Annotated in this window: 27 protein-coding genes; 9 read left to right on the forward strand and 18 right to left on the reverse strand. The window is 64.1% G+C overall.

What is annotated here, in order from left to right; all coding sequences use genetic code 11:
• Positions 1-15: 15 nt before the first annotated feature.
• Together JQN66_RS15020 and JQN66_RS15025 are read right to left on the reverse strand one after the other, a co-directional pair.
• Entirely contained in the window at positions 16-1038 is a 1023-nt protein-coding gene (locus JQN66_RS15020) for an agmatine deiminase family protein (protein WP_204675746.1), read from the reverse strand.
• On the reverse strand, positions 1031-2008 hold the full coding sequence (locus tag JQN66_RS15025; RefSeq protein ID WP_204675747.1) for a nitrilase-related carbon-nitrogen hydrolase: 978 nt from the start codon (positions 2006-2008) through the stop codon (positions 1031-1033). Before JQN66_RS15025 ends, JQN66_RS15020 begins: the two co-directional genes overlap by 8 nt.
• Before the next feature lie 143 nt (positions 2009-2151).
• Here JQN66_RS15025 and JQN66_RS15030 point away from each other — a divergent pair, with 143 nt between their 5' ends.
• Complete coding sequence (locus tag JQN66_RS15030) at positions 2152-2760, forward strand: TetR/AcrR family transcriptional regulator C-terminal domain-containing protein (protein ID WP_204675748.1); 609 nt, start codon at positions 2152-2154, stop codon at positions 2758-2760.
• Between the two features lie 38 nt (positions 2761-2798).
• On the opposite strand, the gene JQN66_RS15035 is transcribed toward JQN66_RS15030, so the two are convergent.
• From JQN66_RS15035 to glsA, 7 genes are all read right to left on the reverse strand, one after another.
• Entirely contained in the window at positions 2799-3926 is a 1128-nt protein-coding gene (locus tag JQN66_RS15035) for a signal peptidase I (RefSeq protein WP_204675749.1), read from the reverse strand.
• A gap of 1 nt (position 3927) precedes the next feature.
• A complete protein-coding gene (locus JQN66_RS15040) occupies positions 3928-4503 on the reverse strand; it encodes a SipW-dependent-type signal peptide-containing protein (RefSeq protein WP_204675750.1) in 576 nt (191 codons plus the stop codon).
• Positions 4500-5165 carry a hypothetical protein gene (locus JQN66_RS15045; protein ID WP_204675751.1) on the reverse strand — a complete coding sequence of 222 codons (666 nt, stop codon included), beginning with the start codon at positions 5163-5165 and terminating at the stop codon, positions 4500-4502. The genes JQN66_RS15040 and JQN66_RS15045 overlap by 4 nt, the downstream gene beginning before the upstream one ends.
• A complete protein-coding gene (locus JQN66_RS15050; RefSeq protein WP_204675752.1) occupies positions 5162-5731 on the reverse strand; it encodes a signal peptidase I in 570 nt (189 codons plus the stop codon). Before JQN66_RS15050 ends, JQN66_RS15045 begins: the two co-directional genes overlap by 4 nt.
• Entirely contained in the window at positions 5728-6318 is a 591-nt protein-coding gene (locus JQN66_RS15055) for a hypothetical protein (RefSeq protein ID WP_204675753.1), read from the reverse strand. Before JQN66_RS15055 ends, JQN66_RS15050 begins: the two co-directional genes overlap by 4 nt.
• 24 nt (positions 6319-6342) lie before the next feature.
• The gene (locus tag JQN66_RS15060) at positions 6343-6894 is read right to left on the reverse strand and encodes an alternate-type signal peptide domain-containing protein (RefSeq protein WP_204675754.1); all 552 of its coding nucleotides are present in this window, start codon (positions 6892-6894) and stop codon (positions 6343-6345) included.
• 325 nt (positions 6895-7219) lie between these two features.
• Positions 7220-8245, reverse strand: coding sequence for a glutaminase A (glsA, locus tag JQN66_RS15065; RefSeq protein ID WP_204675755.1), 1026 nt, complete (start codon positions 8243-8245; stop codon positions 7220-7222).
• A gap of 264 nt (positions 8246-8509) precedes the next feature.
• Here glsA and JQN66_RS15070 point away from each other — a divergent pair, with 264 nt between their 5' ends.
• Entirely contained in the window at positions 8510-8932 is a 423-nt protein-coding gene (locus JQN66_RS15070; protein WP_161448758.1) for an acyl-CoA thioesterase, read from the forward strand.
• Positions 8933-9058: 126 nt separating this feature from the next.
• Here JQN66_RS15070 and JQN66_RS15075 read toward each other — a convergent pair whose 3' ends face one another.
• Positions 9059-9232 (reverse strand): hypothetical protein, encoded by a 174-nt coding sequence (locus JQN66_RS15075; RefSeq protein WP_204675756.1) that lies wholly within the window; start codon positions 9230-9232, stop codon positions 9059-9061.
• Positions 9233-9402: 170 nt separating this feature from the next.
• Between JQN66_RS15075 and JQN66_RS15080 the strand changes: the two genes are divergently transcribed.
• On the forward strand, positions 9403-9825 hold the full coding sequence (locus JQN66_RS15080) for a VOC family protein (protein ID WP_204675757.1): 423 nt from the start codon (positions 9403-9405) through the stop codon (positions 9823-9825).
• Here JQN66_RS15080 and JQN66_RS15085 read toward each other — a convergent pair whose 3' ends face one another.
• On the reverse strand, positions 9826-10671 hold the full coding sequence (locus tag JQN66_RS15085; protein ID WP_204675758.1) for an SGNH/GDSL hydrolase family protein: 846 nt from the start codon (positions 10669-10671) through the stop codon (positions 9826-9828).
• 227 nt (positions 10672-10898) lie between these two features.
• On the reverse strand, positions 10899-11240 hold the full coding sequence (locus JQN66_RS15090; RefSeq protein WP_239464037.1) for a 2'-5' RNA ligase family protein: 342 nt from the start codon (positions 11238-11240) through the stop codon (positions 10899-10901).
• Positions 11241-11346: 106 nt separating this feature from the next.
• On the opposite strand from JQN66_RS15090, the gene JQN66_RS15095 reads away from it, so the two are divergent.
• From JQN66_RS15095 to JQN66_RS15105, 3 genes are read left to right on the forward strand one after another with little or no spacing between them, the layout of a single operon-like run.
• The gene (locus JQN66_RS15095) at positions 11347-12624 is read left to right on the forward strand and encodes a sensor histidine kinase (protein ID WP_204675759.1); all 1278 of its coding nucleotides are present in this window, start codon (positions 11347-11349) and stop codon (positions 12622-12624) included.
• Positions 12612-13301 (forward strand): response regulator transcription factor, encoded by a 690-nt coding sequence (locus JQN66_RS15100; protein WP_204675760.1) that lies wholly within the window; start codon positions 12612-12614, stop codon positions 13299-13301. Before JQN66_RS15095 ends, JQN66_RS15100 begins: the two co-directional genes overlap by 13 nt.
• Positions 13298-14152 carry a DUF4097 family beta strand repeat-containing protein gene (locus JQN66_RS15105; protein ID WP_204675761.1) on the forward strand — a complete coding sequence of 285 codons (855 nt, stop codon included), beginning with the start codon at positions 13298-13300 and terminating at the stop codon, positions 14150-14152. Before JQN66_RS15100 ends, JQN66_RS15105 begins: the two co-directional genes overlap by 4 nt.
• Positions 14153-14236: 84 nt before the next feature.
• Here JQN66_RS15105 and JQN66_RS15110 read toward each other — a convergent pair whose 3' ends face one another.
• The 4 genes from JQN66_RS15110 to JQN66_RS15125 form a co-directional block, all read right to left on the reverse strand.
• Positions 14237-14944 (reverse strand): alpha/beta fold hydrolase, encoded by a 708-nt coding sequence (locus JQN66_RS15110; RefSeq protein WP_239464038.1) that lies wholly within the window; start codon positions 14942-14944, stop codon positions 14237-14239.
• The gene (locus tag JQN66_RS15115; RefSeq protein WP_204675762.1) at positions 14941-15459 is read right to left on the reverse strand and encodes a maleylpyruvate isomerase family mycothiol-dependent enzyme; all 519 of its coding nucleotides are present in this window, start codon (positions 15457-15459) and stop codon (positions 14941-14943) included. Before JQN66_RS15115 ends, JQN66_RS15110 begins: the two co-directional genes overlap by 4 nt.
• Positions 15456-16265 (reverse strand): ArsR/SmtB family transcription factor, encoded by an 810-nt coding sequence (locus tag JQN66_RS15120; protein ID WP_239464039.1) that lies wholly within the window; start codon positions 16263-16265, stop codon positions 15456-15458. Before JQN66_RS15120 ends, JQN66_RS15115 begins: the two co-directional genes overlap by 4 nt.
• Positions 16266-16626: 361 nt before the next feature.
• Positions 16627-17478 carry a PspA/IM30 family protein gene (locus JQN66_RS15125; protein ID WP_204675763.1) on the reverse strand — a complete coding sequence of 284 codons (852 nt, stop codon included), beginning with the start codon at positions 17476-17478 and terminating at the stop codon, positions 16627-16629.
• A 197-nt stretch (positions 17479-17675) separates the two neighbouring features.
• Between JQN66_RS15125 and JQN66_RS15130 the strand changes: the two genes are divergently transcribed.
• A complete protein-coding gene (locus JQN66_RS15130) occupies positions 17676-18692 on the forward strand; it encodes a proline racemase family protein (RefSeq protein WP_204675764.1) in 1017 nt (338 codons plus the stop codon).
• Positions 18689-19630: an ornithine cyclodeaminase family protein gene (locus JQN66_RS15135; protein WP_204675765.1), complete on the forward strand. Its 942-nt coding sequence runs from the start codon at positions 18689-18691 to the stop codon at positions 19628-19630. The genes JQN66_RS15130 and JQN66_RS15135 overlap by 4 nt, the downstream gene beginning before the upstream one ends.
• Position 19631: 1 nt before the next feature.
• Here JQN66_RS15135 and JQN66_RS15140 read toward each other — a convergent pair whose 3' ends face one another.
• Positions 19632-20351 (reverse strand): AAA family ATPase, encoded by a 720-nt coding sequence (locus tag JQN66_RS15140; protein ID WP_204675766.1) that lies wholly within the window; start codon positions 20349-20351, stop codon positions 19632-19634.
• A 118-nt stretch (positions 20352-20469) separates the two neighbouring features.
• A complete protein-coding gene (locus JQN66_RS15145; protein WP_204675767.1) occupies positions 20470-22380 on the reverse strand; it encodes an FAD-dependent monooxygenase in 1911 nt (636 codons plus the stop codon).
• Between the two features lie 189 nt (positions 22381-22569).
• Here JQN66_RS15145 and JQN66_RS15150 point away from each other — a divergent pair, with 189 nt between their 5' ends.
• A complete protein-coding gene (locus JQN66_RS15150) occupies positions 22570-23247 on the forward strand; it encodes an IclR family transcriptional regulator (RefSeq protein WP_188947125.1) in 678 nt (225 codons plus the stop codon).
• Positions 23248-23661: the final 414 nt, after the last annotated feature.

Raw genomic sequence — 23661 nt, forward strand, 5'->3', positions numbered from 1 at the left:
TTCGGAGGGGAGGTTCTATCGCTTCGGAACCTGCTGGGTGATGCAGTGGATTCCTCCGCCGCGGGCATAGAGTTCGGTGGCATCCACCGGGACGACCTCACGCCCCGGGTAGGCCTGGGCGAGGATCCGGGCTGCCTGCGCATCGTTCGGGTCGTTGAAGGAGCAGGCGATGACTCCCCCGTTGGTGACCAGGTGGTTGATGTAGGAGTAGTCCACCCAGCCTTCCTCGTCCTCCAGCGTCGCAGGCGCCGGGACGGGGACCAGTCGCAGGCGGCGCCCCTTGGCATCGACCGCCTGCTCCAGGATGCCGCGCACCTCCGCGGAAACTGCATGATCCGGATGGGTCGGGTCCTGCTGGTCGTGGTAGAGCACCACGCCGGGCGCCGCGAAGCAGGCAACGATGTCCACGTGGCCGCGGGTGCCGAATTCCTTATTGTCGCGGGTCAGCCCGCGCTCCAGCCAAATGACCTTGGAGACTCCCAATTGCCGGGCGAATTCGGCTTCGATCTGCGATTCGGTGGCCCCGGGGTTGCGCCCCGGGTCCAGCTGGACGCTGCGGGTGGCCAGCATGGTGCCCTCGCCGTCCACGTGGATTCCGCCGCCCTCGTTGGTGATCGAGGACCGGACCCGGGTGGCGTTTTCCAGCTGCGCCACCTGGGCGGCGATCTTCGAGTCCTTGCCCCAGGAGGCCCAGGACTGGGCGCCCCAGCCGTTGAAGTTCCAGTCGATGGCGCACAGCCCGCCGGAGGCATCGCGCACGAAGGTCGGGCCGATGTCCCGCATCCAGGCGTCGTCCAGCTCGCGCAGCTCGTAGCTGACGTCCTGGCCCAGGTGGCGGCGGGCGTCGGATTCGGCCTGCGGGTCGACGAGCATGGTCACCGGGGTGAAGCGGGCGACGGCCTTGGCTACCGCTGCCCAGGTGCCGCGTGCGGCCTCGGCTTCCTCGGCGGTGTCGCCCAGGGTGTAGCCGCCGGAGGGGAAGGCAATGTAGATGCGTTCCTGCGGGTCGGTTTCGGCGGGCATGAGGAACTCAGACATGGGAGCGCCCCATTTCTCCCAGGCCGGACTCGGCGCGGGCTTCGGTCAGCGCGCCGTAGGTTTCCGGGCGGCGGGTGCGCAGGAACGGGAAGAGCGTCAGCCAGTCGCGGCGGGCGTCCAGGTCCAGGGTTGCCACCAGGACGGCGGATTCGTCGCGCGGCGCCCGAGCCAGGACACGGCCGTACGGGTCGGAAATGAAGGAGGATCCGTAGAAGGTCAGCGCGCCTTCGTCGCCCCAGCGGTTGGGGACCACCATGAACAGCCCGTTAGCGATGCCGTTGCCGATGATGGTCTGGCGCCACAGCGGCTCGGTGTCGAAGTCCGGGTGGTCCGGTTCGGAGCCGATGGCCGTCGGGTAGGCCACCAGGTCCGCACCGGCCAGCGAGTAGATGCGCGGTGGTTCGCTGAACCACTCGTCCCAGCAGGTGGGCAGGCCCATGGCCAGCCCGTTCAGCGCCTCGATGCGATGCACCGGGTAAGGATCGTCATTCGGTCCCTCACGGAAATACTTGTCCTCGTAGTAGCCGGCGGTGCGCGGAATGTGCAGCTTGTTGGTCAGCGCGACGATCTCACCCTCCGGTGCCACGACCACGGCGGTATTCAATCCCAGACCGTCCGCGGCCGGGGCCTTGCGGAACAGCGAAATGTGCACGTGGATGGAGTAACGGGCGGCCATGTCGCGGGCGAAGGCCACGGTAGGCCCATTCTCCAGGTCCTCGGCGGACTCATCCGCGGCATCCGGGGTCGGCACCGCGAAGGCCGGGTACTTGCTCAGCGTCAGCTCCGGCAGGTACACGATCTTGGCCCCCTGGGCGGCGGCACGGCGGATGCCGTCTTCCAGTTCGCCGCGCAGCGCCTGCGGGTTTTCATGCCAGCGGTGCTGAACCAGCGCGACCGTCAGTTCCCCGCGCTCGGCGGCATCCACGCGGGCCGGAGATGCCGGCGGTGTGAGGGCGAGTATTTCTTTCATGGCTATGCTCCATCGCTAAAACGAATGTGATTCGTTTATAGGATAGGCAGTGCCTTGTGTCACACGCAAGAGCTAAACGAATGATTTTCGTTTAATTCGGATAGGCTCAGGTGGAAGACCCCTAGCAGAAAGCAGCGGATCCCATGGCGCGACCCTCGAAGCCCAAACTCAGCCCGGATGCCATCGCCGCTGCGGCGTTGGCTTTGGTCGACAAGCACGGCGAGTTTACGCTCCCGCAATTGGCCAAGGCCCTGTCCGTGACGGCGTCCTCGATCTACAACCACGTCTCAGGCAAGGATGAAATCATCGAGCTGATGCGCGGCCGCGCCATGTCCGCGATCAGCCTCGAGGGCGGTGCTTCAGGCGACTGGCAGCAGACCGTACGGCAGATTGCCACATCCTATTGGGAGTCGTATTCGAAGCACCCGCGGCTGATCCCTCTGCTCACCAGCCATACCGTGCGGGACCGCACCACCTTGCGGGTCTACGATGCGTTGGCGGAAACTCTCGCGCAGGCGGGGTTCCCGCCGGCAGACCGATTGCAAGCGATCACCATCATCGATTCATTCGTGCTCGGCTCGGCGCTGGATGCGGCGGCACCCGAGATCGTATGGGAAGCAGATGACGCCTCAAGCCAAGAGTTCAAGGAAGCATTAGATGCCGGTCTCCAGCTACAGCAGAGAGCGCGACTGGCCTTCCACAGAGGCCTTGAACTCATCCTCCTCGGCTTGGAAGATATTCGTTCCAATTAACGAAGCGGGGAGAACCACCGCATGGGCTTCGCCGCCATTCACGAGCAATGTAGCGACCTGACAACTCCAAGCAAACCAATGGAGCCCTTCGCACCCGAATAGACGCTAGGGGCGGAAATCCATCCGTTGTCGTACATGGCATACACGCGGAAGTTCACGTCAAATTTCGATCCAAAGAGGTTGCCCAGAAGGTCTATCAGGAACGACAGCAACCCGCCCGAAGGGGAAATATCGACAGCGTACGTGGTGGTAGACGCAGGCAGGGGGTCGGAAAATTTCTCTTCACTGTCGTTGACTTGGACAGATACCTTGTATCCCGTTAATTTCGCACCCTGGGCTGCTGGAGCTTGCCATGCGAAGTTGATGACATTGTTACCGGATAGCGAGGATTTGTCTTTGCATGAAAGATTCTTGGCCGGTTGCATAACGGCGCCGTGCAACGTACCCCCGGCTTTCGCCGTGGAAGTGAAAGCAGCCTGCGTCGATTCGACCGCAGGGTGAAGTTGCAACGAAGCGACCGCCGTCGAAAGAACAAGCACCATGCACAAAAGTCGGGATATGCCAGCACGAGGCAAGTCCCCTCGCCCAGGGGATCCTGCACAAGCATCGGCATCAGTCTCCGAATTGCGTTTCTGGGTAGAACTTCTCGGGACGGATTCACCAACTGCTGGCTGCGGGCTACGCGAGAATGCGAGATAGAGCAGGTAGGCGCACAACAACCCGCCTAGGAAATACGCCCATGGCTGGGACAGCCACGTCACCAGGTACCCCAAGCCCGGAAAGCTGACCAGAAGCTTGTCGGCGCTGTCCACCGCATACGGTTGCAGGTCCGCGACGGGATTGGCATCCCCCTTGAGGATCAGGCCTGCTTCGGTCTTGTCGGCTACCCGGTGCGTCACCCGAACTTCGTTGCTGGTGACCACCGAAACCACGTCACCTATGGCAACTTCCTCAATCGGGGTGGGAACAGCCAGCCCCAACGATCCGGTGGGGATGCCGGGTCCCATCGAGCCGCTGGCAAAAACCAGCGGTTTCACCCCAAACAGCACAGCCGCAAGCGTCATGAGCAGGCACAAGGATCCGAGGATCGCCCCGGCATTCAGCGCAAGGCGCTGGAGCGGGTTGCCGTTGCGTGCATCGGATTTGATCCGTTCCTGGTTTCCCACCTTATGACCCCACCGTTCCGGTGAAGACCAGGTCCAGCTTCGTGGTGGCGCCTTGCAGGTTGTTGGCCGCGGTCACGGGCAGCGAGTACTGCACGCAGAGTGTTTCCGAAGCGCCTGCGGCCAGTGTCGATACTTCAACTGACCCGCCGAAAGCTGATCCAGCTTTCTTATCTACGATGGCCGCTGTGCCGGAACAAGTCGCGCTCGGTGCGGTGCCGCTGACCGTGGATCCGGTCTTCACCTGTACCTGCATGGCCTTGCCCAATTCGACGCCGCCGCTGTCGGTGATGCTGCCCCTGATGGAATACGGCAGCTCGACCGTGCTGGTGTTCTTCACGACAACTACCGCTGCGGCGCTGGCTCCCGGGTACCAGTTCACCGAGGAGACCGGCACGGTGTAGCTTTCGGAGGTCGCGCTGGAGGCCGTTGCGCCGACCCCGAGCGATACCTTTGCGGCGGTGATGCTGGTGGTCGCCGTGGCGGTTCCGGTCCAGGCCGCCAAGGTGGACACCCCGCCCAAGCCCACCAGAATTCCCATCGACAGGATCGCTTTGACCTGTACCGATCGGCTGCTCATTGAGATCCTCCTTGGGGTGTCGATGTTTGGGCGACGTGTCGCTTCGACCGCAGATACAGTGCCGCTCCGGACGCGGCCATGCCCAGCGCGAGCGGGGCCGCCCAGCCGCTAAAACCGGTGGAGCCCAGTTCATCGGGCGGATGTTCCCCGTCCGCGTCCGGCGGCTCGGGGCGGTCCGGAGACTGCGGGCTGTCCGGCAATTCAGGTTCCTGCGAAATTCCGCTGGTGACCTCGATCGCGCTGATAGCCAGGCTCAGCGCTCGCGCCCGGTCCTGCGAGGAATTTCCGGCAGAAGTAGGCAGGCGCGCCTCCAACGCAAAGTTGGCATGTTCCCGAGGTTCCAGCCGCACCGTGGGGTTCCCTGCCACACCGAACTTCAGCCCGGCAGCGGGGGCCGACACCACCGGCTTCACCGTGACTTCGATGGGGTGCGGACGGTCGTTGCGGATGGCGAGATCTCCGCTGAGCCGGTCGCCCGGAACAAGCTGGATTTCCCCGCCGAACAGCGCTTCCGGCGTCGCGCGGAACTCGCCGCCGTCCACGCTGTAGCTCAGGCCGCGGGGGTCTTTCCCGGTGCCGTGCGCACCGGGGATCCCGGCACCCAGCAGGCCGGCGGCGAGCAGCACTGACAGCACGGTTTTCGTTGACGCCGCGATCTTCATGACGTCTTCCTTCTACGGTGATCCCGCCACGCCCCGGCGAACATCACCAGCGAATAGGCCAGCAGTCCCCCGATGGCCAGCCAGGCCAGCCAGGTCCGCTGCGAGGCGCTGAGCGCTGAATTGAGATAGCCGAGCCAAGGCAGCGAATACCAGAGCTTGCCGCGAACCTGTTCTGCAACGATCGGCGCATCGTCGGTATTGTTGGCGTCCCCGCGCAGCACGAACTGCTGTTCGCCCGACAGCGATGAGTTCACCGAGGCCACGCGGTGGGTCACCACCCCGGGTTTCCCGGATTCCAGCTGGTAGGTGAGCACGTCGCCCACTTGGATGTCCTCTACCGGCACCGGCTTGACCACGATCAGTTGGCCCGGAGGGTAGTCCGGCCGCATGGATCCGGTGAGTACGGTGTAGGCCGTGCCCCCGCCGAGATTGGGAATGAGCACCATGACGGCGAGCAGGCAGAGCACGGTGAACAGCGCCAGCCAGGACACGATCTGACCAGCCCACCAGAACGGCCCGGTTTTCTGTTCTTCCCTGCGGCGTTGCGCCTGCGTCGTCACCGTCATTTCTGCTGCCCCGTGAAGCTGAGGGTGGGTGTCATCCGGCCACCTGCCGCACTCTGCGCGGCGCCGGACGGCAGGCTGAGCCTGACGCAGAGGACGTCTGAGGCCCCTGCGGTCCCCGCAGCTGAAAGCCCACGCGGGCTGGCGAAGGATGCCCCCGCAGCCAGGGAGCCCGAGTAGAGCAGCTGCCCGGTGACCTGCTGTGTTCCCGTGCAGCTTCCAGGCGGCACGTCCGCATAGATGCCAACCCTCGCAGCCGCCGCCAGAGCCTTGTCCTTGGCGCTGGCGGAGTCGGTTCCGGTGGTGATTCCCGTCAGCCCGTAGGCCAGCGGCGTCGTCCCGGCGTTGGAAATGGTCAACGGCGCCTGTACGAACGACCCCGGCAGTAAGTTCTGGGTTTGCAGCTCCCGGAATACGTAGTCTTTCCCCGACTCTGTCCCGTTGCCAGCCAACAGTCTCAGTGAGCCGGTCTTGATCGAACCGGTGTCAACCTGTCCTTCGGCACGCCAAGCGGCGACCGTGTTCTGGGCGCTGAGTCCCAGCATCAGGACCACGGCCGCTGCGAAGGCGAACTTCAAGGGTTTTGGCATGACGGTCGGAGAATCCGCCAAGGGCTAGCTGCGGACCTGGTCCAGGGTCAGCGTCAACGCGTTCAGATCGATCGGCTGGTCCATGGTGTCGTTGGGCGTGGAGGCGGCAGTTCCGGCTGGGAAGGTCACCGTGATTTTCACCGGCACCTGGTAGACACCCTCTTCGGCAAAGGAAATCACGTTGCCGGACTGGCTCAGGCCGTCGGCAGTTCCGTCGATTTCCAAGCCGAGCTCTACCTCGTCCTGGAGCGCTTCCGGCAGCGCCTTCAGGGATCCCACCGACAGGGCGCCCTGGATGTTCTTGCCTTCGGCATCGATTCGCACGGTCTGCGTGTAGGCCACGCTGTCGCCCGGGACGATTTGCTCGGTGGCAGGGTCGAAGGGCACGCCGTCGCCGCCGCCGCTGACATCGGTCCAAACGCCGTTGTCGTCCACGGTAAGTTTCAGGTGGCCGGTGTCCACGGTTCCCGCTTCAACGGTTTCCAGTTGCTGCCACAGCGCGACGGTTCCGGCGCCAGTCACCAGCAGGACACCGGCGGCGGCCGCAGCGATGGTTGCCTTGGTTATCTTCTTCATGATTCAAATCCTCAAAAGTTCCGAGCGCTCCCCGCGCACTTACTTTCGAGTGAATCCGGATTCCCACCCGGGCACAACATGCGATCAGACACCTTCAACGCACCACGATCCCGCCGGCGCAACCTCTCACCGATCGGTTATTTCCAAGCCCTCAGCCGGAGCGGGAAATCATACGGTGACTAGACCATATGAAAACCGCGGGGAAAATTCCGCAGGCTTGGCCGGATCCGCCGTCCAGCTGGCCAGCCGGCGACTCCGGGCAGGCAACAAAGACTGGCCGACCGGTCCAATGAAATAGCCGGTCAGCCACACGGAATTTTGCCGGCTATCTGCCGGAATCCGGAGCCGAGGCGAACAGGTTCAGGCCCAGCGCGCGCGAAAGGTGGCCGATGGCCAGCTGCCCGCGCACGGAGTTCCCCGCCATGTCCAGACGCGGAGAAAACGCGCCGATGGCGCCCTTGCCCGGGGCGACCGCAACGATGCCCCCGGAAACCCCGGACTTGGCTGGGATCCCGATCTCGAACAGCCAGTCCCCGGAACGTTCATATAGTCCGTTGGTGGCGACGGTGGCCAGGGTGTCGCGGCAGACGTCCGCGCTGACCACCTGTTGGCCCGTCACCGGGTTGATGCCACCATCGGCCAGGGTCGCTCCCATGACTGCCAGGTCGTGTGCGGTGACGTTCAGCGAACACTGCTTGGTGTAGGTGTCCACCGCATTGTTCGGATCCCCGTCCAGCCGCCCATAGCTCTTGAGCAGTCGGCCTAGTGCCTTGTTGCGTTCGTTCGCTTCGGATTCGGATTCGTAGACTTCGTCGTCCAGCGTCAGCGGACGGCCGGCAAAAGCCGATAGTCCTTCGCGGACGTTCTCCCACTTCTTGGCGGCGCTCTTGCCTGCGATCATTTCGGTCGTCGCAATGGCTCCGGCATTGACCATCGGATTCATCGGGTGCCCGTTGTTCAGCTCGACTGCCATCACGGAATTGAACGGCATGCCGGTGTTGTTGACGCCGATCTTTTCATGGACGGCTTCGTGTCCGTGCTCCTGGAGCACCAGGGCGTAGACGAACATCTTGGAGATGGACTGGATGGAGAACTGGTGGTGGCAGTCGCCCGCCCCGTGCACGGTGCCGCCGACGTGCGACATGGAAATTGCGAAGGTGTCCGGCTCGACCTGCCCCAGGATAGGTATGTAGTGGGCAAGCAGGCCCTCATCAACATCCGAGTAGCGTTCATGTGCTTCGAGCAGAAGCTCATCGATGCGTTGATGGGCGAGGGTACCGGTGGATACCTGCTGGACAACATCATCAAAATCGGTAGGAATGCTCTCATTCCCGTCCGAGGTAAAGGACATGATCACCTTGCTCTTCGTCGGAGAAATCTAAATCTGGCCAGGTTCCGAGACTATCAACAGCACAGGTCATTGGCACGCAGCGCCCTGCTGCCATCCAGCCACAGAATGCACGGCGCTGTCGCATGCCGGCCATGTCGCCGCGGTCTTCCCGCCAAAGCCAAGAGTCGACGCAAGATTGCCGTATGTCGCAAAGCCATGTGTTTTCACCTACATTGTGCAGCAACTTACAGCGGACTGCCCCTTACCTGGCCTAGCATTTTGAGTATGGCTAAGGGTATTACTTTTCATACGCGCAAGTGGGTTCGCCCAGAAGATTTGAACGCAAACGGCACGCTGTTTGGCGGCAGCTTGCTGCGCTGGATCGACGAGGAAGCCGCGATCTACTCGATCATCCAGCTCGGCAACAAGCACGTGGTCACCAAATTCATGTCCGAGATCAACTTCATCGCCTCCGCCAAGGAAGGCGACCTGATCGAGATGGGCTTGACCGCCATCGATTTCGGACGCACCTCGATCACCTTGCGTGCAGAAGTCCGCAATATCTTCACCCAGCAATCAATCCTGACCATCGAAAAGCTGGTGTTCGTCAACATGGGCCCGGATGGCAAGCCGGAGCCTCACGGCTACGACCAGATCACCTACACCCGCGATCGTATCCCGCTGGAAATCACCAAGGCCCTCATCTAGGTTTCAGCACGATACCCGCAGCCATACCCCCGGTTGTCGGTCAGTGACGTCGCCGCAGTTTCCGCGCTTGATCAGCGCGGGAACTGCGGCGTTTTACTTTGCGCCGCGCTATCGATCGACAAGCTGCTAGCGCTCGCCTTTTCGGGCTTGGCGCATAGCCACCGCTACCCAGATCGCGGCCAGTGTAAACATTGCACCGCCCTGCCAAGGCTCTGCCTCGCTGGCACGCCAGATTCCGATGCCGGCGAAGAGCACCGCAACAGTCAATGCCGCCACAGGAGAAATGCTGGTTTTCCACATATGGCCAGTTTCCGTTGCGGCCCCGCCGGCAGCCGGCACCGACATGCCTCATTCACGGTTTTCTCGCTTGTCCGCGAAATTCGACAAAACCATTGCGCACGGGCCTGCCATGCGGAAGAGTACTGAGACTGAATTGCCTTCATCCCATCCAATATCGAAGAGAGTCTCCCATGAGCCGGATGATATTCGTCAACCTTCCAACCTCGGACTTGGCGCGGGCCGACAAGTTCTATTCAGCCTTGGGCTTCACCAAGAACGACACCTTCTCGGATGAGAATGCGACCTCATGGATCATCGCAGAGAACATTCTGGTGATGGTTCTGCAGGAAGAGTTCTATTCGAGCTTCCTCGTGGGCGAGGACAAGCCGGCCGTGGGCCCGGGCCACCGCGAATGCCTCAATGCGTTGTCGGCGGATACCCGCGAAGAAGTCGACGAGTTTGTCGCCAGTGCCCAAGCCGGAGGCGGAGCGATCTACCGGCCGGCCGATGAGCCTTTTCCCGGAATGTACCAGGCCGCAGTGCAGGATCCCGACGGCCATGTCTGGGAAATCGCATGGATGAGCCAGGAAGCCATGGAGAATCCCGGCACGTAGCTAACGCAGATACCCTTCGACATCGCCGTTCTGCAGTTCCGCAGCCGCCCGCAGGCGTCTGCGGAACTGTTTTTTCATGCCTTTCGCCGGATAGATCGGCGTTTCCCAACGTGGTTTGAGGCTATCTCCCAAGGTGATTCCGCGCAGCCGTCTCCCGAACATCGGCAGCACCCATTGGCGCATCCATTCGATATCCCGCTGGACAAGCTGCAACGGACCCAAGCGCTGCGCGTCTCCCAGCGGTCGGAACTCCAGCTGGTGCTGGGCTCCGAGGAGCTCCAGGATCCTGATGGCCATGTAGCGATGGCCTGCGCGGTTCATGTGCAGCTTGTCGATGTCCCACAGGCGCTGGTCATGGTAGATGTCCCAGGCCCAGTAGTCGACCAAAGTCACGGTGTCCGGATGTTTGCGGGCCAGCTCCCGGACCCTGTCATTGAACTTCCAATTCCGGCGTTTGAACGGGACCAGGGCAGGGTGCACCGGGATGTCGAATCCGGTGAACAGCAGGATCTGCGCCCCGGAAGCGGCCAAGCGGTCCACCGCCGCTTCGTAGCGGTCGAGAAAGCGGTCCATGTCCTGCCGCACTTCCAGGATGTCGTTGCCGCCGGCATAGAAGCTGATGATGTCCGGGTTCAGCGCGATGGCGGCGTCGATCTGCTCGTCCATGATCCGGTCCAGCCGTCGGCTTCGGATCGCGAGATTGGCGTATCGCCAACTGGGATCTGCCTTGGAGAGCTGCTTGGCCACGCGGTCCGCCCAGCCGCGCACCCCATTGGGCAGCCTCCGATCCCAGTCTCCGACTCCTTCGGTGAAGGAGTCGCCCACCGCAACAAATAGCCTGCCCATAATGGCCAATCTAGGGCCGTCTGTTGTCCGGTCGGCGAAAGCAATGCCAACTCCAGATTAATTCCCTGGCCGCGGGGCGCTCAGCTGCTTCGTTGCCGCACCACATGAAGTACCCGGCGCCACGCGTGGTCTCCGCCCGGGGCCATGTCCACCAGCGCGACTTGGTCCAGGGCAACGGCGTCTCCCTGCGTGCGGCTGCGGCCGTGGTGGTGGGTGATGTGCGGACGTTAGCCGGGCCCGGTGAACCGGACGGAGGCGATGCGCCCCTGGTTCTCCAGCACGACCCCGCACAACCGCTCATGCAGCAGTTGCAACGCCGGATCGGGTTTCACCAGCGACACCAGCAGGTTTTCCTGCCGTCCGAACCAGGCGTGCTCGGCGATTTCCAACCGCGCCCCCAGCGCGGGACGGGCGGCTTCGGCCAATTGTTCGGCGCAGCGCTCCAGCATCCGGGGCGTCTCTGGCAGGTCGAAGCGCAGCAGGGTGATGTGCAGCGGCCAGTCTTCGCGCAGGAAGTACTGCTCGCGTGCCACCGGTTCGACGAATACCGCGGCTACCAGATTGTGCATGGCATCAGTCTGCCACCTCCCCACGATGCGGAATTCGGGTTTTCCCTACCTATGTTCTCCGGTTCCCTCGGTGTCGCCGAAAAACGCTCCAAAATAGTATTGAGTCATGACTTCAACACTGCAGACCCAACCGGGCGCGCTTCCTGCCCGTCCCCCGTTGCGGCTTGGCTTAACGCTGTTGCATCTGGCAGCTCTTGGAACCCTCGGGGTGGTCGTCCTCCCGCTGGTCATTGCCTGGTTTGCTGCAGGCGTCGGATTGACCTTCCTGCTGGGCTTCGGGCTTCTGATGCTGACCGGATTGCTCTACGCGATCTTCGGCCTGGCGCGTTTCGAGATTCGGCGGGTCTCGGATCTCTACGGCCTCCGTGTCGCCCCGTTGTCCTGGCGCCCCAGCCAGCAACCGGGGTTCGGAGCCTACGTCCGCTCGCTGGGACGCAATCTGGCCAACGGCCGCATGTGGGCGGCCTTCGGCAGCTTTGCCATTTCCTGCTTCGCCGGCGCCACCATGCTCAGCGGACTGGAATGGATGATCCGGCTGTGCATTACCGCTTTCGCCCCGCTCACCCAGGCGGAAACCGTCATCGGCCCCTTCGGCATGGATCTCCCCGCCAGCCAGGCTCCCTGGATGCTGGTGCTCGCGCTGCTCGGCGCGGCGCTGGCCGTGGCCATGATCTTCATGCATCGAGCGGTCACCGTGGGCATCATCGGTTCCACCGCCCGCGAGACCGAACTGACCGAACGCGTGCGCACCACCGCGGTGCAGCGCGAAGGCGCCATGCGCGCCGCGGAGCTTGAACGCACCCGCATCGAACGCGACCTGCACGACGGGGTCCAGCCCCGGTTGGTTTCCGTGGCCATGACCCTCGGCCTGGCGCACCAGCAGATCGACAGCGACCCTGAGCAGGCCAAGGCCCTGGTGGCCGAGGCGCATGCCTCCACCAAGTCGGCCATCACCGAACTGCGGCAGCTAACCCGGGGCATCTATGCCTCGGTACTGGATGACCGCGGGCTGGATGCGGCGCTGTCGGCCATCGCCGGACGCTCCCACATCCCGGTCCAGCTCGACGTGCAGCTCACGGGACGCTATGCCCGGCATGCTGAGGCGGCGGTGTATTTCGCGATCGCCGAGGCCCTCACCAACGCGGCCAAGCACTCGCGGGCCTCGAACTGCCGGGTCACGGTGCGCGAGCGCGCCAACGGCCAGGCGCAGCCGATGCTGTGGGCGCGCATCGAGGACAACGGCACCGGAGGCGCACGCATCGTCCCCGGCGGCGGGCTGGACGGCATTTCAAACCGTGTGCTCGCAGCCGGGGGAACCATCACCCTGGACAGCCCGCAGGGCGGCCCCACCGCACTGGAGGTGAACGTGCCATGCGCGTCTTGATCTGTGAAGATTCGGTCCTGCTGCGCGAAGGACTGGTCCGCCTGCTGGCCCACTCTGGCCACGAAGTCGTGGCCGACCTGCCGGACACCAGCGGAATCATGGGCTTCCTGGAGACTGCCCCGCCGGAGGACTTTCCGCAGATCTGCATCCTGGATGTCCGGCTGCCGCCGTCCTACACCGACGAGGGCATCCGCGCGGCGCTGGCTGTCCGCAGCCGCTATCCTAGCCTCCCGCTGCTGGTGCTCTCCCAATACGTGGAGGAGCGCTACGCCTCGGAGCTGATCGCCACGCAGTCCGGCGCCTTGGGCTACCTGCTCAAGGACCGGGTGGCGGATGTCGCGGACTTCATCGCCTCGCTGGAGCAGATCGCCTCCGGCGGCACCGTACTGGATCAAGAAGTGGTGGCACAGCTATTGACCCGGCGAAACCATGATTCAAAGATGCAGCAACTGACCGACCGCGAACGCACCGTGCTCGCAGCCCTGGCCGAGGGCAAGTCTAACCAGGCCATCGCCGCATTGCTGTTCCTCTCCGAGGCCAGCGTCGAAAAATACATCACCTCCATCTTCCAGAAGCTCGGACTGGAAGCCGATGGAATGGGCAACCGGCGCGTGCTGGCCACCCTGGCCCACATCGAAACGTTGGGCGCCAACCGCACAGACAGGACGAAGCCATGAGTACCCAGACACTGAATCCGCTGCCTCCGCAGGACCCCGCACCCCGGGGTTCGGCCAAGACCCTGAACATCATCCTGGCCGTGATCGGCGTACTGGCGTTGTTGACCATGGCGATCGGCGCGGCGCGGGACGCCGCTGCCTCGCTGAGCAGCAGCCACGTGGTGCAGACCGCCGATGCCCGGGGCCTCGCGTCGCTCGATGTCGAGGCGAGCTCCGGAACGTTCACCCTGGAATTCTCCGACACCACCGAAGCGGTCCTAGACGTGCAAACCTCCTCGGGCAGCGGCTGGACCCTGCGCCGCTCGGGCGACGAGCTGGTGGTGCGGCCACCGGCCGGCTGGAACAACTTCTGCTTCTTCAGCTGCACCAAATGGGACAATCAGGTCACGCTGACCCTGCCCCGGGAGCTGAACAACGGGCAGCTAGATGCAAAATTCGACCTCGGCGCCGGAGAATTCCGGGCCGACGGCAACTTCAAGGATCTCGGCCTGGATGTCGGCGCTGGAGACCTGACGGTCAACGGCGCGGCCAGCACCCTCGACGCGACGCTGGGCGCCGGGCGGGCGGACCTCACCTTGGATGCGGTGGAGTCGGCGAAACTGGATGTCTCCGCCGGACGCATGGACGCCAAGTTGACCGGCAGCGCACCAAGCACGGTCACGGCCCAGGTCAGCGCCGGCATGCTGAATCTGACCCTGCCTGACACCAGCTACAACGTGGCCTCGGATGTTTCGGCCGGGTCGGTGGAAAACAAGCTGGATACTTCCAGCAGCTCCCCGAACAAGGTCACCGTGGATGTCTCCGCCGGCTCGGCGGTGCTGCTCCCGGGAGCTGAAGCCAACAGCAAGTAACAGCAGTTCAACAGCCAGCACCAGACAGTGCGCCGGTCGGCCATCGACCGGCGCACTGCCTGTCTGTTTTCCCCGATGCGGCGCCTAGCGCCGTTCGGCCCGAGGCCAGGGGTAGTCGAGGTGCTCGCGAACGAGCCGCACAAACCCTTCCGGGTCGGTGGCATGCACTAGGTGGCCGGTCTGCAGATGGTGCACGCGGCAATCCGCCACGAGGCGGCCGAGCTGCTCAACGTGGTCGGCGCGAACAAAGCTTTGGGTCCCTCCCCCAATGACCATGGTGGGGATGGAAACCCCCGCAAAGATTTGCGGCCACTGCGGATCCGGCCGGTCAATCTGCGGACGAATCTGTTCAACCACGGTCCAATCGAAATCCAGCGGCCCGTCCGGCCGGGCGGGGATGGCCGGAACCCTGGGGTGCGGCAAACCCACGTCTTCGAGCACCAAGCGGGATACTTGCCGGCTCTCCCGGGCGACGCGAGCGGCTACCAGTCCTCCCAGCGAATGCCCCACGAGGTCAAGGGACCCGCCCAGTACCGGCAGCAGTCCCAGCACATCCCTGCCCATGGCCTCGATGCTGTAGTCACCGGGCCAGCTGCTGAGCCCATGCCCGCGCAGATTCACTGCATGCACCACGCGGTCGCGGGCCAGGTCCCCGGCGACGGAGTCCCAGTCGCGTGCGGTCGCCCCGGTGCCGGGGAGCAGGAGAACCGGCCTAAAACGGGCCGGCCCCGTCGCCCGGCTGTGGACGGCGAGGCTGATCCCGTTGGCAGGATACTGCCAAACTCGTCTCACGGGTTGGCGGCCGTCGTCTTCGGAAGACGCCCCAGGAAGGCGATGAGCTGCTCCGAGGCGTTGGCTCCGTGGCGCGCCTGCTGCCGGGGTGCGAAATGCGAACCGCGCGAATCGTCGGTGAGCATCTTTCGAGCCAGGACCAGAATCGACTCGGCCAGCTCGCCGGGGATCCGATGGTCCGGGTCCAGTCCGATCCCGATGTCCCAGGCATGTGCGGTGAACTCGATCGACGACATTGCACGCAGGGGTCCGCTATCGAGCAGCTCCAGCGCGCGCTGCACGGCGGCGGATGCTTCGGCGGGTGTACTGGCGATCGTCTCGGCGTGCTCGGAAACCGAGAAGCGCTGGCCGCCAGCGGTATCGCCGATGGCGGTGGCCACCTGGGCCACATGATTGACCAGCTGCTGTTCATCCCAGTGTTCGCAGCCGCTTTGCCGGCCGAGGTTTTCCGGGCCCAGGCGTGCCATCTGGTTTTGCAGGTAGCGGCCTGCTGCGTAGAAGTCGGTTTCGCTCACGAGTGTTCCCCCACCGGCATGTTCCACGGCTCGGTCGGCAGTACCGACCCGGTTTCCAACAGCGATTTCAGGTTGGCCAGCACCGCAGGCCACCCCTGCGCGATGCCGTTGCGCATGTCCAGATTCGGCAGATTCTCATGGCGGACGGTCAATCGCACAATGCCTTCGTGGGGTTCAATCCGGAAGTGCACCACCGACGAGCCGTGCTCGCGAGGTTCATCCGAATCTTCGAAGGTGATCACTAGTTCATTGGGCGGGTCTGCGGAAAGCACCTGCCCGTAGACGTCGCTGACGCCGGACCCGTCGACGCGTCGATGCTCCCAGGGAGAACCGGGCTGCCAGTCGGAAATGTTCGCATGGCCCCAGTACCGGGCCGAGATGTCCGCATCGGTGAGCGCGTTCCACACATCTTCCGCGCTGGCTTGGATATAGGTCACGTACACGTAGGAGGGGATGTTCGATGAGCTGTTTGTCATGGCTGAGTCCTCAGCTTGATGCTTGATCGCAGAAAGTGTTTCCAAACGCGGAACTTCATAGGCGGAGATCCAACGCTCGCCAATCGCGTGGATTGGCACGGGATTAAGGAAATGCAGACGTTCCCGTCCGCGACGAACAACGGTGACCAGATGGGCGGAGGCCAGCACATCCAGGTGCTGGGTGACGGACTGTCGAGCCATGCTGATATTGCCGCACAACTCGCCCAGCGTCTGGCCGTCGCGGCGGCGCAACTGGTCCAGCAATAGTCGCCGGGTGGGATCTGCCAAGGCTTTGAAGGCGAGTCCCAGATCGGCTTCCATGTCCTTCATGCAAACATCATGCAGGTGATTGCCTGCATATGTCAATGGAAAGTGAAAAGAAATCTTGCGCGAACGAGCCGGACCCAACTTGTCGGTGCCAGAACTTGCCGCATCCGCAACAGCGGCACGTCATTGACCTGCGCACTTGCCGGAATCCGCACCGGAGCATGCCGGCCGCTGCTTCCGCTGGCATGCGCCGTGGAATCACCCCCTGTTGCGCTCCCCTCGGAACCGCTGGCTGGCTTTGCGCGATGCTGCGGCCTCCGGGAGAACCGCTCGACGTTGAGGTTCCTCGACCGAAAACGGAAAACCGGGCGGCGTGGAACTACAAGTCCCACACCGCCCGGGCGTGCATGCCGCTGGTGGTGCCCTAGGCCTGGTTCTTCTTCATGGCAGCCAGGCGCGCCTCGATTTCCGACATTTCCGGGGCGGCGGCCTCCAGCTGCGCTGCTCCGTCGGACTCTTCCAGAATCTCTGCCGCCGGAGCGTTGGCCGCCTTCAGCGCCGCGAGGCGCGCGTCGACCTCGGTGGCGGCGCCCAGGTCTTCGAGCTGCGCGAACTGCGAGTCGAGGGAAGATGCCGCAAGTTCGGCCGCTCCCCGGACCTTCGCCTCGTCCTGGCGGATCTTCTGCTCGAAGCGGCTGATCTCGCTGCTCGGGTCGTTGATGTCCAGGGCCTTGATGGTGTCCATCATCTGGTTCTGGGTCTTGGCGTTGCGGGCGCGGGCCACCAGCTCGTCACGCTTGGACACCAGTTCCTGGCGTTTGGTCTGCATGGTGTTCAGGCCGGTCTTGAGCTTGTCCACGACCTCGCGCTGGGTTCCGACGGTGGATGCCAGCGCACCGGCCTTCTTCTCCGCGGCCATCTGGCGCTGGATCGCGACGGTCGCCAGCTGGTTGAACTTCTGCTGGTTGGCGGCATCGCCCGAAGCGGCGAATTCCTCGGCCTTGTTCGAGGCGGCCAGGGCCTTGGAGCCCCATTCATTCGCTTCGTTCTGCGCCTTGGCCAGGTCCTCCTCGGCCATACGCAGGTTGCCGATGGTCTGGGCCACCGCCTGCTCGGCTTCGGCAATGTTGTTCGTGTAGTCGCGGACGGTCTGGTCCAGCATCTTCTTGGGGTCTTCCAGCGCGTCGATTGCCGCATTGGCGTTCGCCTTGCCGATACCGAAAATTCGAGCCCAAATTGATTGTTTCTTGGCCACGTGCCATCCCTTCGTCTGCATCTTTAACCTTAGGGGAAGCATGGATGGTTCCCGAATCTGGCGAATAATTCTATGCCTAGAGCCTGCCGTGCACATAGCCCCGGAAGCTCTCTCGGCGCCAAGAAGCAAGTAATATATTACATAGCACTGAGGATTCTGTGTTCAAATCATTGACCACCCGCCTTCCCGCATCATCCAGACCCCGACGGAGAGCCTGAATGCCAGCCGAAAAGTACACCAGCATCGACTACCACACCGCGGGCGAGCCGTTCCGCATCGTGACGGACTTGCCCGTGGCCCTCGAAGGTCTTGACGTTCCTTCCAAGCGCGTCTTCGCCATGAATTCACCCCAGGTGGAGCGGATCCGCCAGATCCTGTGCTTCGAGCCGCGCGGGCATGCAGACATGTACGGCGGCTTCGTCACCGAGCCGAACGACGACGGCGCGCACTTCGGCGTGCTGTTCTGGCACAAGGACGGGTTCTCCACCGCCTGCGGCCACGGCACCATCGCCCTGGGCATCTGGGCCCTGGAACACGGCATCGTGCCGCCGGATCCATCCGGCGTGACCGATGTGGTCATCGACATGCCATCGGGCAGGGTCATCTCCCGCGTCCACGCCGATGCCCACGGTGCGGTCACCCACGCGGATTTCATCAACGTGGCCAGCTACGTCATCTCCAAGGACGTCGCAGTGCAGACCGCGCGCGGGGAAGTGACCGTGGACGTCAGCTTCGGCGGCGCCATCTACGCCCAGCTTGATGCTGCCTCGGTCGGGCTGAGCGTCACCCCCGAGAACTACGGGGAGATCATCGCGATCGGCCGCGAAATCAAGTGGGCCCTGAACGATTCATTCCATGCCCAGCACCCGGTCGATGCACGGCTCAGCGGCATCTACGGGACGATCGTGTTCGAGGATCTCTCAACCGGGGGCGAGGTGATCCAGCGCAACGCCACGGTCTTCGCTGACGGAGAAGTGGACCGCTCCCCCTGCGGCTCGGGTACCAGCGCCCGCGTCGCCACGCTCACCGACCGCGGCATCCTCGCCGCGGGCCAGCTGCTGCAGCATGGTTCAATTGTCGGATCGCAGTTCCAGGCCGTAGTCCTGGAGCACCGGCAGGTCGACGGGTATTCTGCGGTCATCCCGCAGGTCACCGGCGCCGCCTACCAGACCGGCGAGCACACCTTCATCGTGGATCCGCGCGATGAACTGACTCCGGGATTCGTGCTGCGATGAGCACCTCGATCCCCTACCTGACCGCCGGCGAATTCTACGACCGCGTCAGCCCGGTCCGCGCCGTGCGCGCGCTGCGCGACACCCTGCGCGCGGGCTTCGATCCCGCCGAGGACCACCAGCGGATCAGCAGCCGGTTGAGTTCCGGCGAGTTCCTGCTCATGCCCTCGGAGGCCGGAGAGATCGCCGGCATCAAGGTGCTTTCCGTCGCCCCGGGCAATCCCGCGCGCAACCTGCCGCGCATCCAGGGAACCTACATCCTCTTCGATTCCGAAACGCTGACCCCGCGCCAATTGATCGACGGGGTGGCGCTGACCAATGTACGCACCGCCGCGGTGTCGCTGGCCGCCGTCGAGGATGCGCTGCTGGCCGGCGATGGCCCGCTGCGCGTGGTGCTCTACGGCGCCGGGCAGCAGGGCATGTCCCACCTGTTGACCCTGCGGGCGGTGCTCCAGGGCCGCCGCGAGATCGAATCGGTGACCGCCGTGGTGCGTTCCGCCCAGAACTACGCGCACCTGGAGGACATCGAGGTGGTGGCCGCAGGCAGCAGCCGGGCCGATGAGGCGACGGCGGCCGCCGGCCTGGTGCTCTGCACCACCACATCCCGCGAGCCGTTGTTCGACGCGCAGCTGGTCGGTCCCGCCGCCGTGGTGGTGGCGGTGGGATCCCACGAGCCGGATGCCCGCGAGCTGCCCGCCGCGCTGTTGGGACGCTCCACCGTGGTGGTCGAGGACATCGCCACCGCGCTGCGCGAATGCGGCGATGTCGTCATGGCCATCGCCGAGGGCGAGCTGTCCGCGCAGGACCTGGTGCCGATGGCCCGCGCGGTCCGGGAGCCGCAGCTGCTGCGCGGGAACGGGCCGGTGGTCTTCAAGAGCTCGGGCATGGCCTGGGAGGATCTGGTCCTGGCCGGGGCGGCGGTTGAGGCAGAGTCGGAATAACTCAGTTCTCGAAGTGCCGCAGGTAGCGCCCCGGCGCATCGAGGAACAGCCGCCAGTTGCGCACCATCTCCAGGTCGTCGTAGGTGCTTTCGCGCAGTCCCCATTCGCCGACCTCGTAGAGCCTTGCCTGCGGCAGGGAGGCGAGGATCGGCGAGTGGGTGGACATGATGACCTGGGATCCGGCCCTGAGCAGGTCGCTGATGTGCGAGAGCAGCATCAGGCAGCCGTTGAAGGACAGGGCCGACTCCGCTTCATCGAAGATCCACAGCCCATTGATCCGCGAGCGGTCGGTGAAGAACTCGATGAAGGATTCGCCGTGGCTCTGGAAGTTGTGCATCCCGGCGGAGCCGATGGAATCCAGGTAGGCGAAGTGCCCGTGCATGGTTTCGGCGCGCAGGAACACCCCTGCCCGCGAAGCCCCGGCGCTGCGCACCAGCTGCAGGTGCCTTGAAAGCCGCGATTCGGTGGGCTGGGTCTGGTGGTGCGCGTTGATGGTGCCGCCCTCCGCGTTCAGCCCGTAGGCGGCGGCGATGGCTTCCACGATGGTGGATTTCCCCGAGCCGTTCTCCCCCACCAGCACCGTCAGCGCGGCCAGCTCCAGGCCGTCGTCGAGCAGCTGCGCCACGGCGGGGATGGTGGCCGGCCATTCACCGCGCGGCATCGGGGCCAGGGAATGCTCGGCCACGCGCCGCACCGGTTGGAAGTCAGGGAATCCGCTCATGCCCCGACGCTACCAAATCCGACCCCCGGACAAGCTTCCGCTCCCGTACGCAGAACGGCGGCGGCCGGCGGCCCCGGAGGACCGCCGGCCGCCGCCGTGCCGCGTTCACGCGGTCGGGCTAGGCCTTGATGCTGTTCTTGACCGGAACCATGTTCCCGGCGAAGAAGTCCGCGATTTCCTCGCGGGCGGACAGCGGGAAGATGCCTGCCACGTACTGGTCCGGACGGACCACCACGATGGCGCCCTCGGTGCTGATCCCGCGGTCGCGGAAGATGTCGCGGCCGTGGCCGGCCGCGAAAACCTGGTTGATGTCATGCAGGTCGAACGGAACCTTGAGCGGCTGGAAGGCCTTGGGCACGTCGTGCAGCTCCACCTCGGTGTAGTCCTGCTGGTAGATGGCCTTGAGGTCGAAGACCGCGTCCTCGTCGCCGCCGGCCGGGGTGTACAGGTTGCGCGGCGAGGCCTCGTCCTGGCTCCACCAGGCGGCGAAGTCCGCCATGGCGGTTCCTTCCAGCGCCGGGGCGGCCGCATCGGCGAAGGCGTAGACGCGCCAACGGCCGTCGGCCTCGTGCAGGTGGCCCAGGTGGCGCCAGCGGTTGTCCGAGCGGCGGATGACCTCAGCGGACTTGAAGCGCTTGCCCACCGGGAAACCCGGGGCCAGTTCCTGGTGCTCCAGGCCGGTAGTGATGGCGGACTGCGTGTACTGGGTCATGAAGCCGGCAGGGAACTCCATGGTCTTGGTGTAGTACTTCTCCAGCTCGTCCGGGTCTTCCCAGTCGTCCACGGACTTGGCCATCAGGGTGGACCATTCCTTGTCGAAGTCGATCAGGTTCTGCGCGATGACCTTGCGCTCTTCGGCGTAGGAGTCCAGCAGCGATTCCGGGGCACGGCCTTCGAGCACCGCTGCCAGCTTCCAACCGAGGTTGAAACCGTCCTGGATGGACACGTTCATGCCCTGGCCGGCCTTGGCCGAGTGGGTGTGGCAGGCGTCGCCCATGATGAAGGCATGCGGGCTGCGGAAGCCGCGTTCGGCCTCGGACACATCGTCGAAGCCGTCGGTGATGCGGTGCGCTACTTCATACACGGAGAACCAGGCGACGTTCTTCACGTCCATGGTGTACGGGTGGATGATGCGGTTCGCAGTCGCGACGATCTCTTCCACCGGGGTCTTGCGGATGGCGCCGGCGTCCTCTGCGGTCAGCTCGCCCAGATCCACGTAGAAGCGCACCAGGTAGCCGCCCTCGCGAGGAATGAGCAGGATGTTGCCGGCGTCGTGGGACTGGATGGAGCATTTGACCTGGATGTCCGGGAAGTCGGTGTTGACCATGACGTCCATGACGCCCCAGGCGTGCATGGAGGCATCGCCGTGCAGCTTGTGGCCCAGGGAGCGGCGCACCGAGCTGCGGGCGCCGTCGCCGCCGACCAGGTACTTGGCCTTGACGGTGCGCTCCTCGCCGGAACGCTCGCCGGCGCAGTACTTGATGCGGGCGGACACCGGGTATTCGGCGTCCGGGTCGATTTCGCAGTCGAGGAATTCGACGCCGTAATCCGGGACGATCTTGCCCGGGGCGCGCTCGGCGTCGCGCAGGAAGTAGTCCAGGATGCGCGACTGGTTCACGTAGATGTGCGGGAACTCGCTCATGCCGGTGGAGTCATCGGCGGCGCGGGAGTGGCGCTTGATGTTGGCGGGGTTCTCCGGATCCGGGGTCCAGAAGCACATCTCGACGTTGCGGTAGGCCTCTTCGACAACCTCGTTGGCGAAACCGAAGGCCTGGAAGGTCTCCACCGAACGGGCCTGGATGCCGTCGGCCTGGCCGACGTCAAGGCGGCCCGGACGCAACTCGATGGCGCGGGCGTTGATGCTCGGGAAACGGGAAAGCTGTGCGGTGACCACTGCGGCGGCCGGACCGGTGCCGACAATCAGCACATCCATCTCATCAGGGATTTCGGTGGAACGGTCAATGCCATAGCCTTCGGCAGGCTTGACGCGTGGATCTCCGGAGACGTAGCCCCTGTGGTGAATCTGCATTATTTGGCTCCCTTGAGGTGTCGCACAAACATCTTTGTCTCTATATTTGCGACACGGTTGTAACTATAGATACAAGAATAGCTTTCAAGTACGCTGTCTTCAAGACGTAGGTCACAAGCATTGTCGACCTGCGTCACTTCCGACACGTGAAAACGCGGTGTTCCACGCCCGCGATGAAAAGATTGTTCAATGACCAAAATCTCCAAGGGCAGCGTTGAAGGCGGATCCCAGACGCTGGGCCGCGGTTTGGAAGCACTGACCCTGATCGGCGAATCCACGCGGCCGCTCAGCGTTCCGGAACTCGCCTCGGCACTGGGCATCCACCGCTCGATGGCCTACCGGCTGGTGAAGACCTTCGAGCAGTACGGGTTCGTCGAACGCATGCCCTCCGGCGATCTGGAGCTTGGCGCACGGCTCGGCGCGTTGGCCCGCAACGTCGCCAAGTCCCTGCAGTCCGCGGCCGCCCCGCACCTGGCCACGGTGTCGGACCAGCTGCAGATGACCGCCCTGCTGGTAGTTTTCGACGGCGAAGCCGCGGTCACGCTGAGCACCGCCGAACCACGACTGGCCGATGCCACCGTCGCCCAGCGCCCGGGCACCCGCCATCCCATCGACAATGGAGCTCCGGGACGCGTCATCCGGTCCCAGCTGCATCCCGAGCAGTACCCGGCCAAGGACTACGAGTTCAGCCACGATGAAGTGATCCCGGGGCTGACCTCGATCGCGGTGCCGCTGCTGTTGCCGCAGGGCAAGCCGGCGGCCATCGCGGTCATTTATCCCCCGAGCGATCTGGACGAGCAGCATATCGCCTCGGTGCTCGCCGACGCGTCCAGCCGCATCTCTTCCACACTGGGTCTGCGGATCTAGGCCGTTTCCACGCCAATGGCAAGAGCCGGAAAAGCCATATAAGCACTTCTCCAAGCTCTTGCCATGGCAGTCATTCGTTATGCGGTGCAGGCTTCGTTCGAGCAACCGGCATCGCGCGGTTTGTAGCCGTCGGTACCTTCGACCTTTTCCCAGACCACATGGCGGTGCTGTCCACAACGTTCACAGGATGGAGCGAGGTAGGTGGCGCGTTCTTCCATGGTGTATGTCCGAAAATCTCCCATGACAACCTCTCGGAATTCAATTGGGGTCCCTGAACCAAAACCACAGGACCGGTTGGGTGCCTTCACTCTACGCGCGGTTCCGCAAACCGGCTAGGGCTGAATGCCGGGGCTGATTGATGTCCGTTTCAACTGGTACAAATTAGTTATCCACATCCCCGTCAGCCGACTTTCC

This window comes from Glutamicibacter protophormiae (genome assembly GCF_016894325.1).
Lineage (GTDB): Bacteria > Actinomycetota > Actinomycetes > Actinomycetales > Micrococcaceae > Glutamicibacter > Glutamicibacter protophormiae.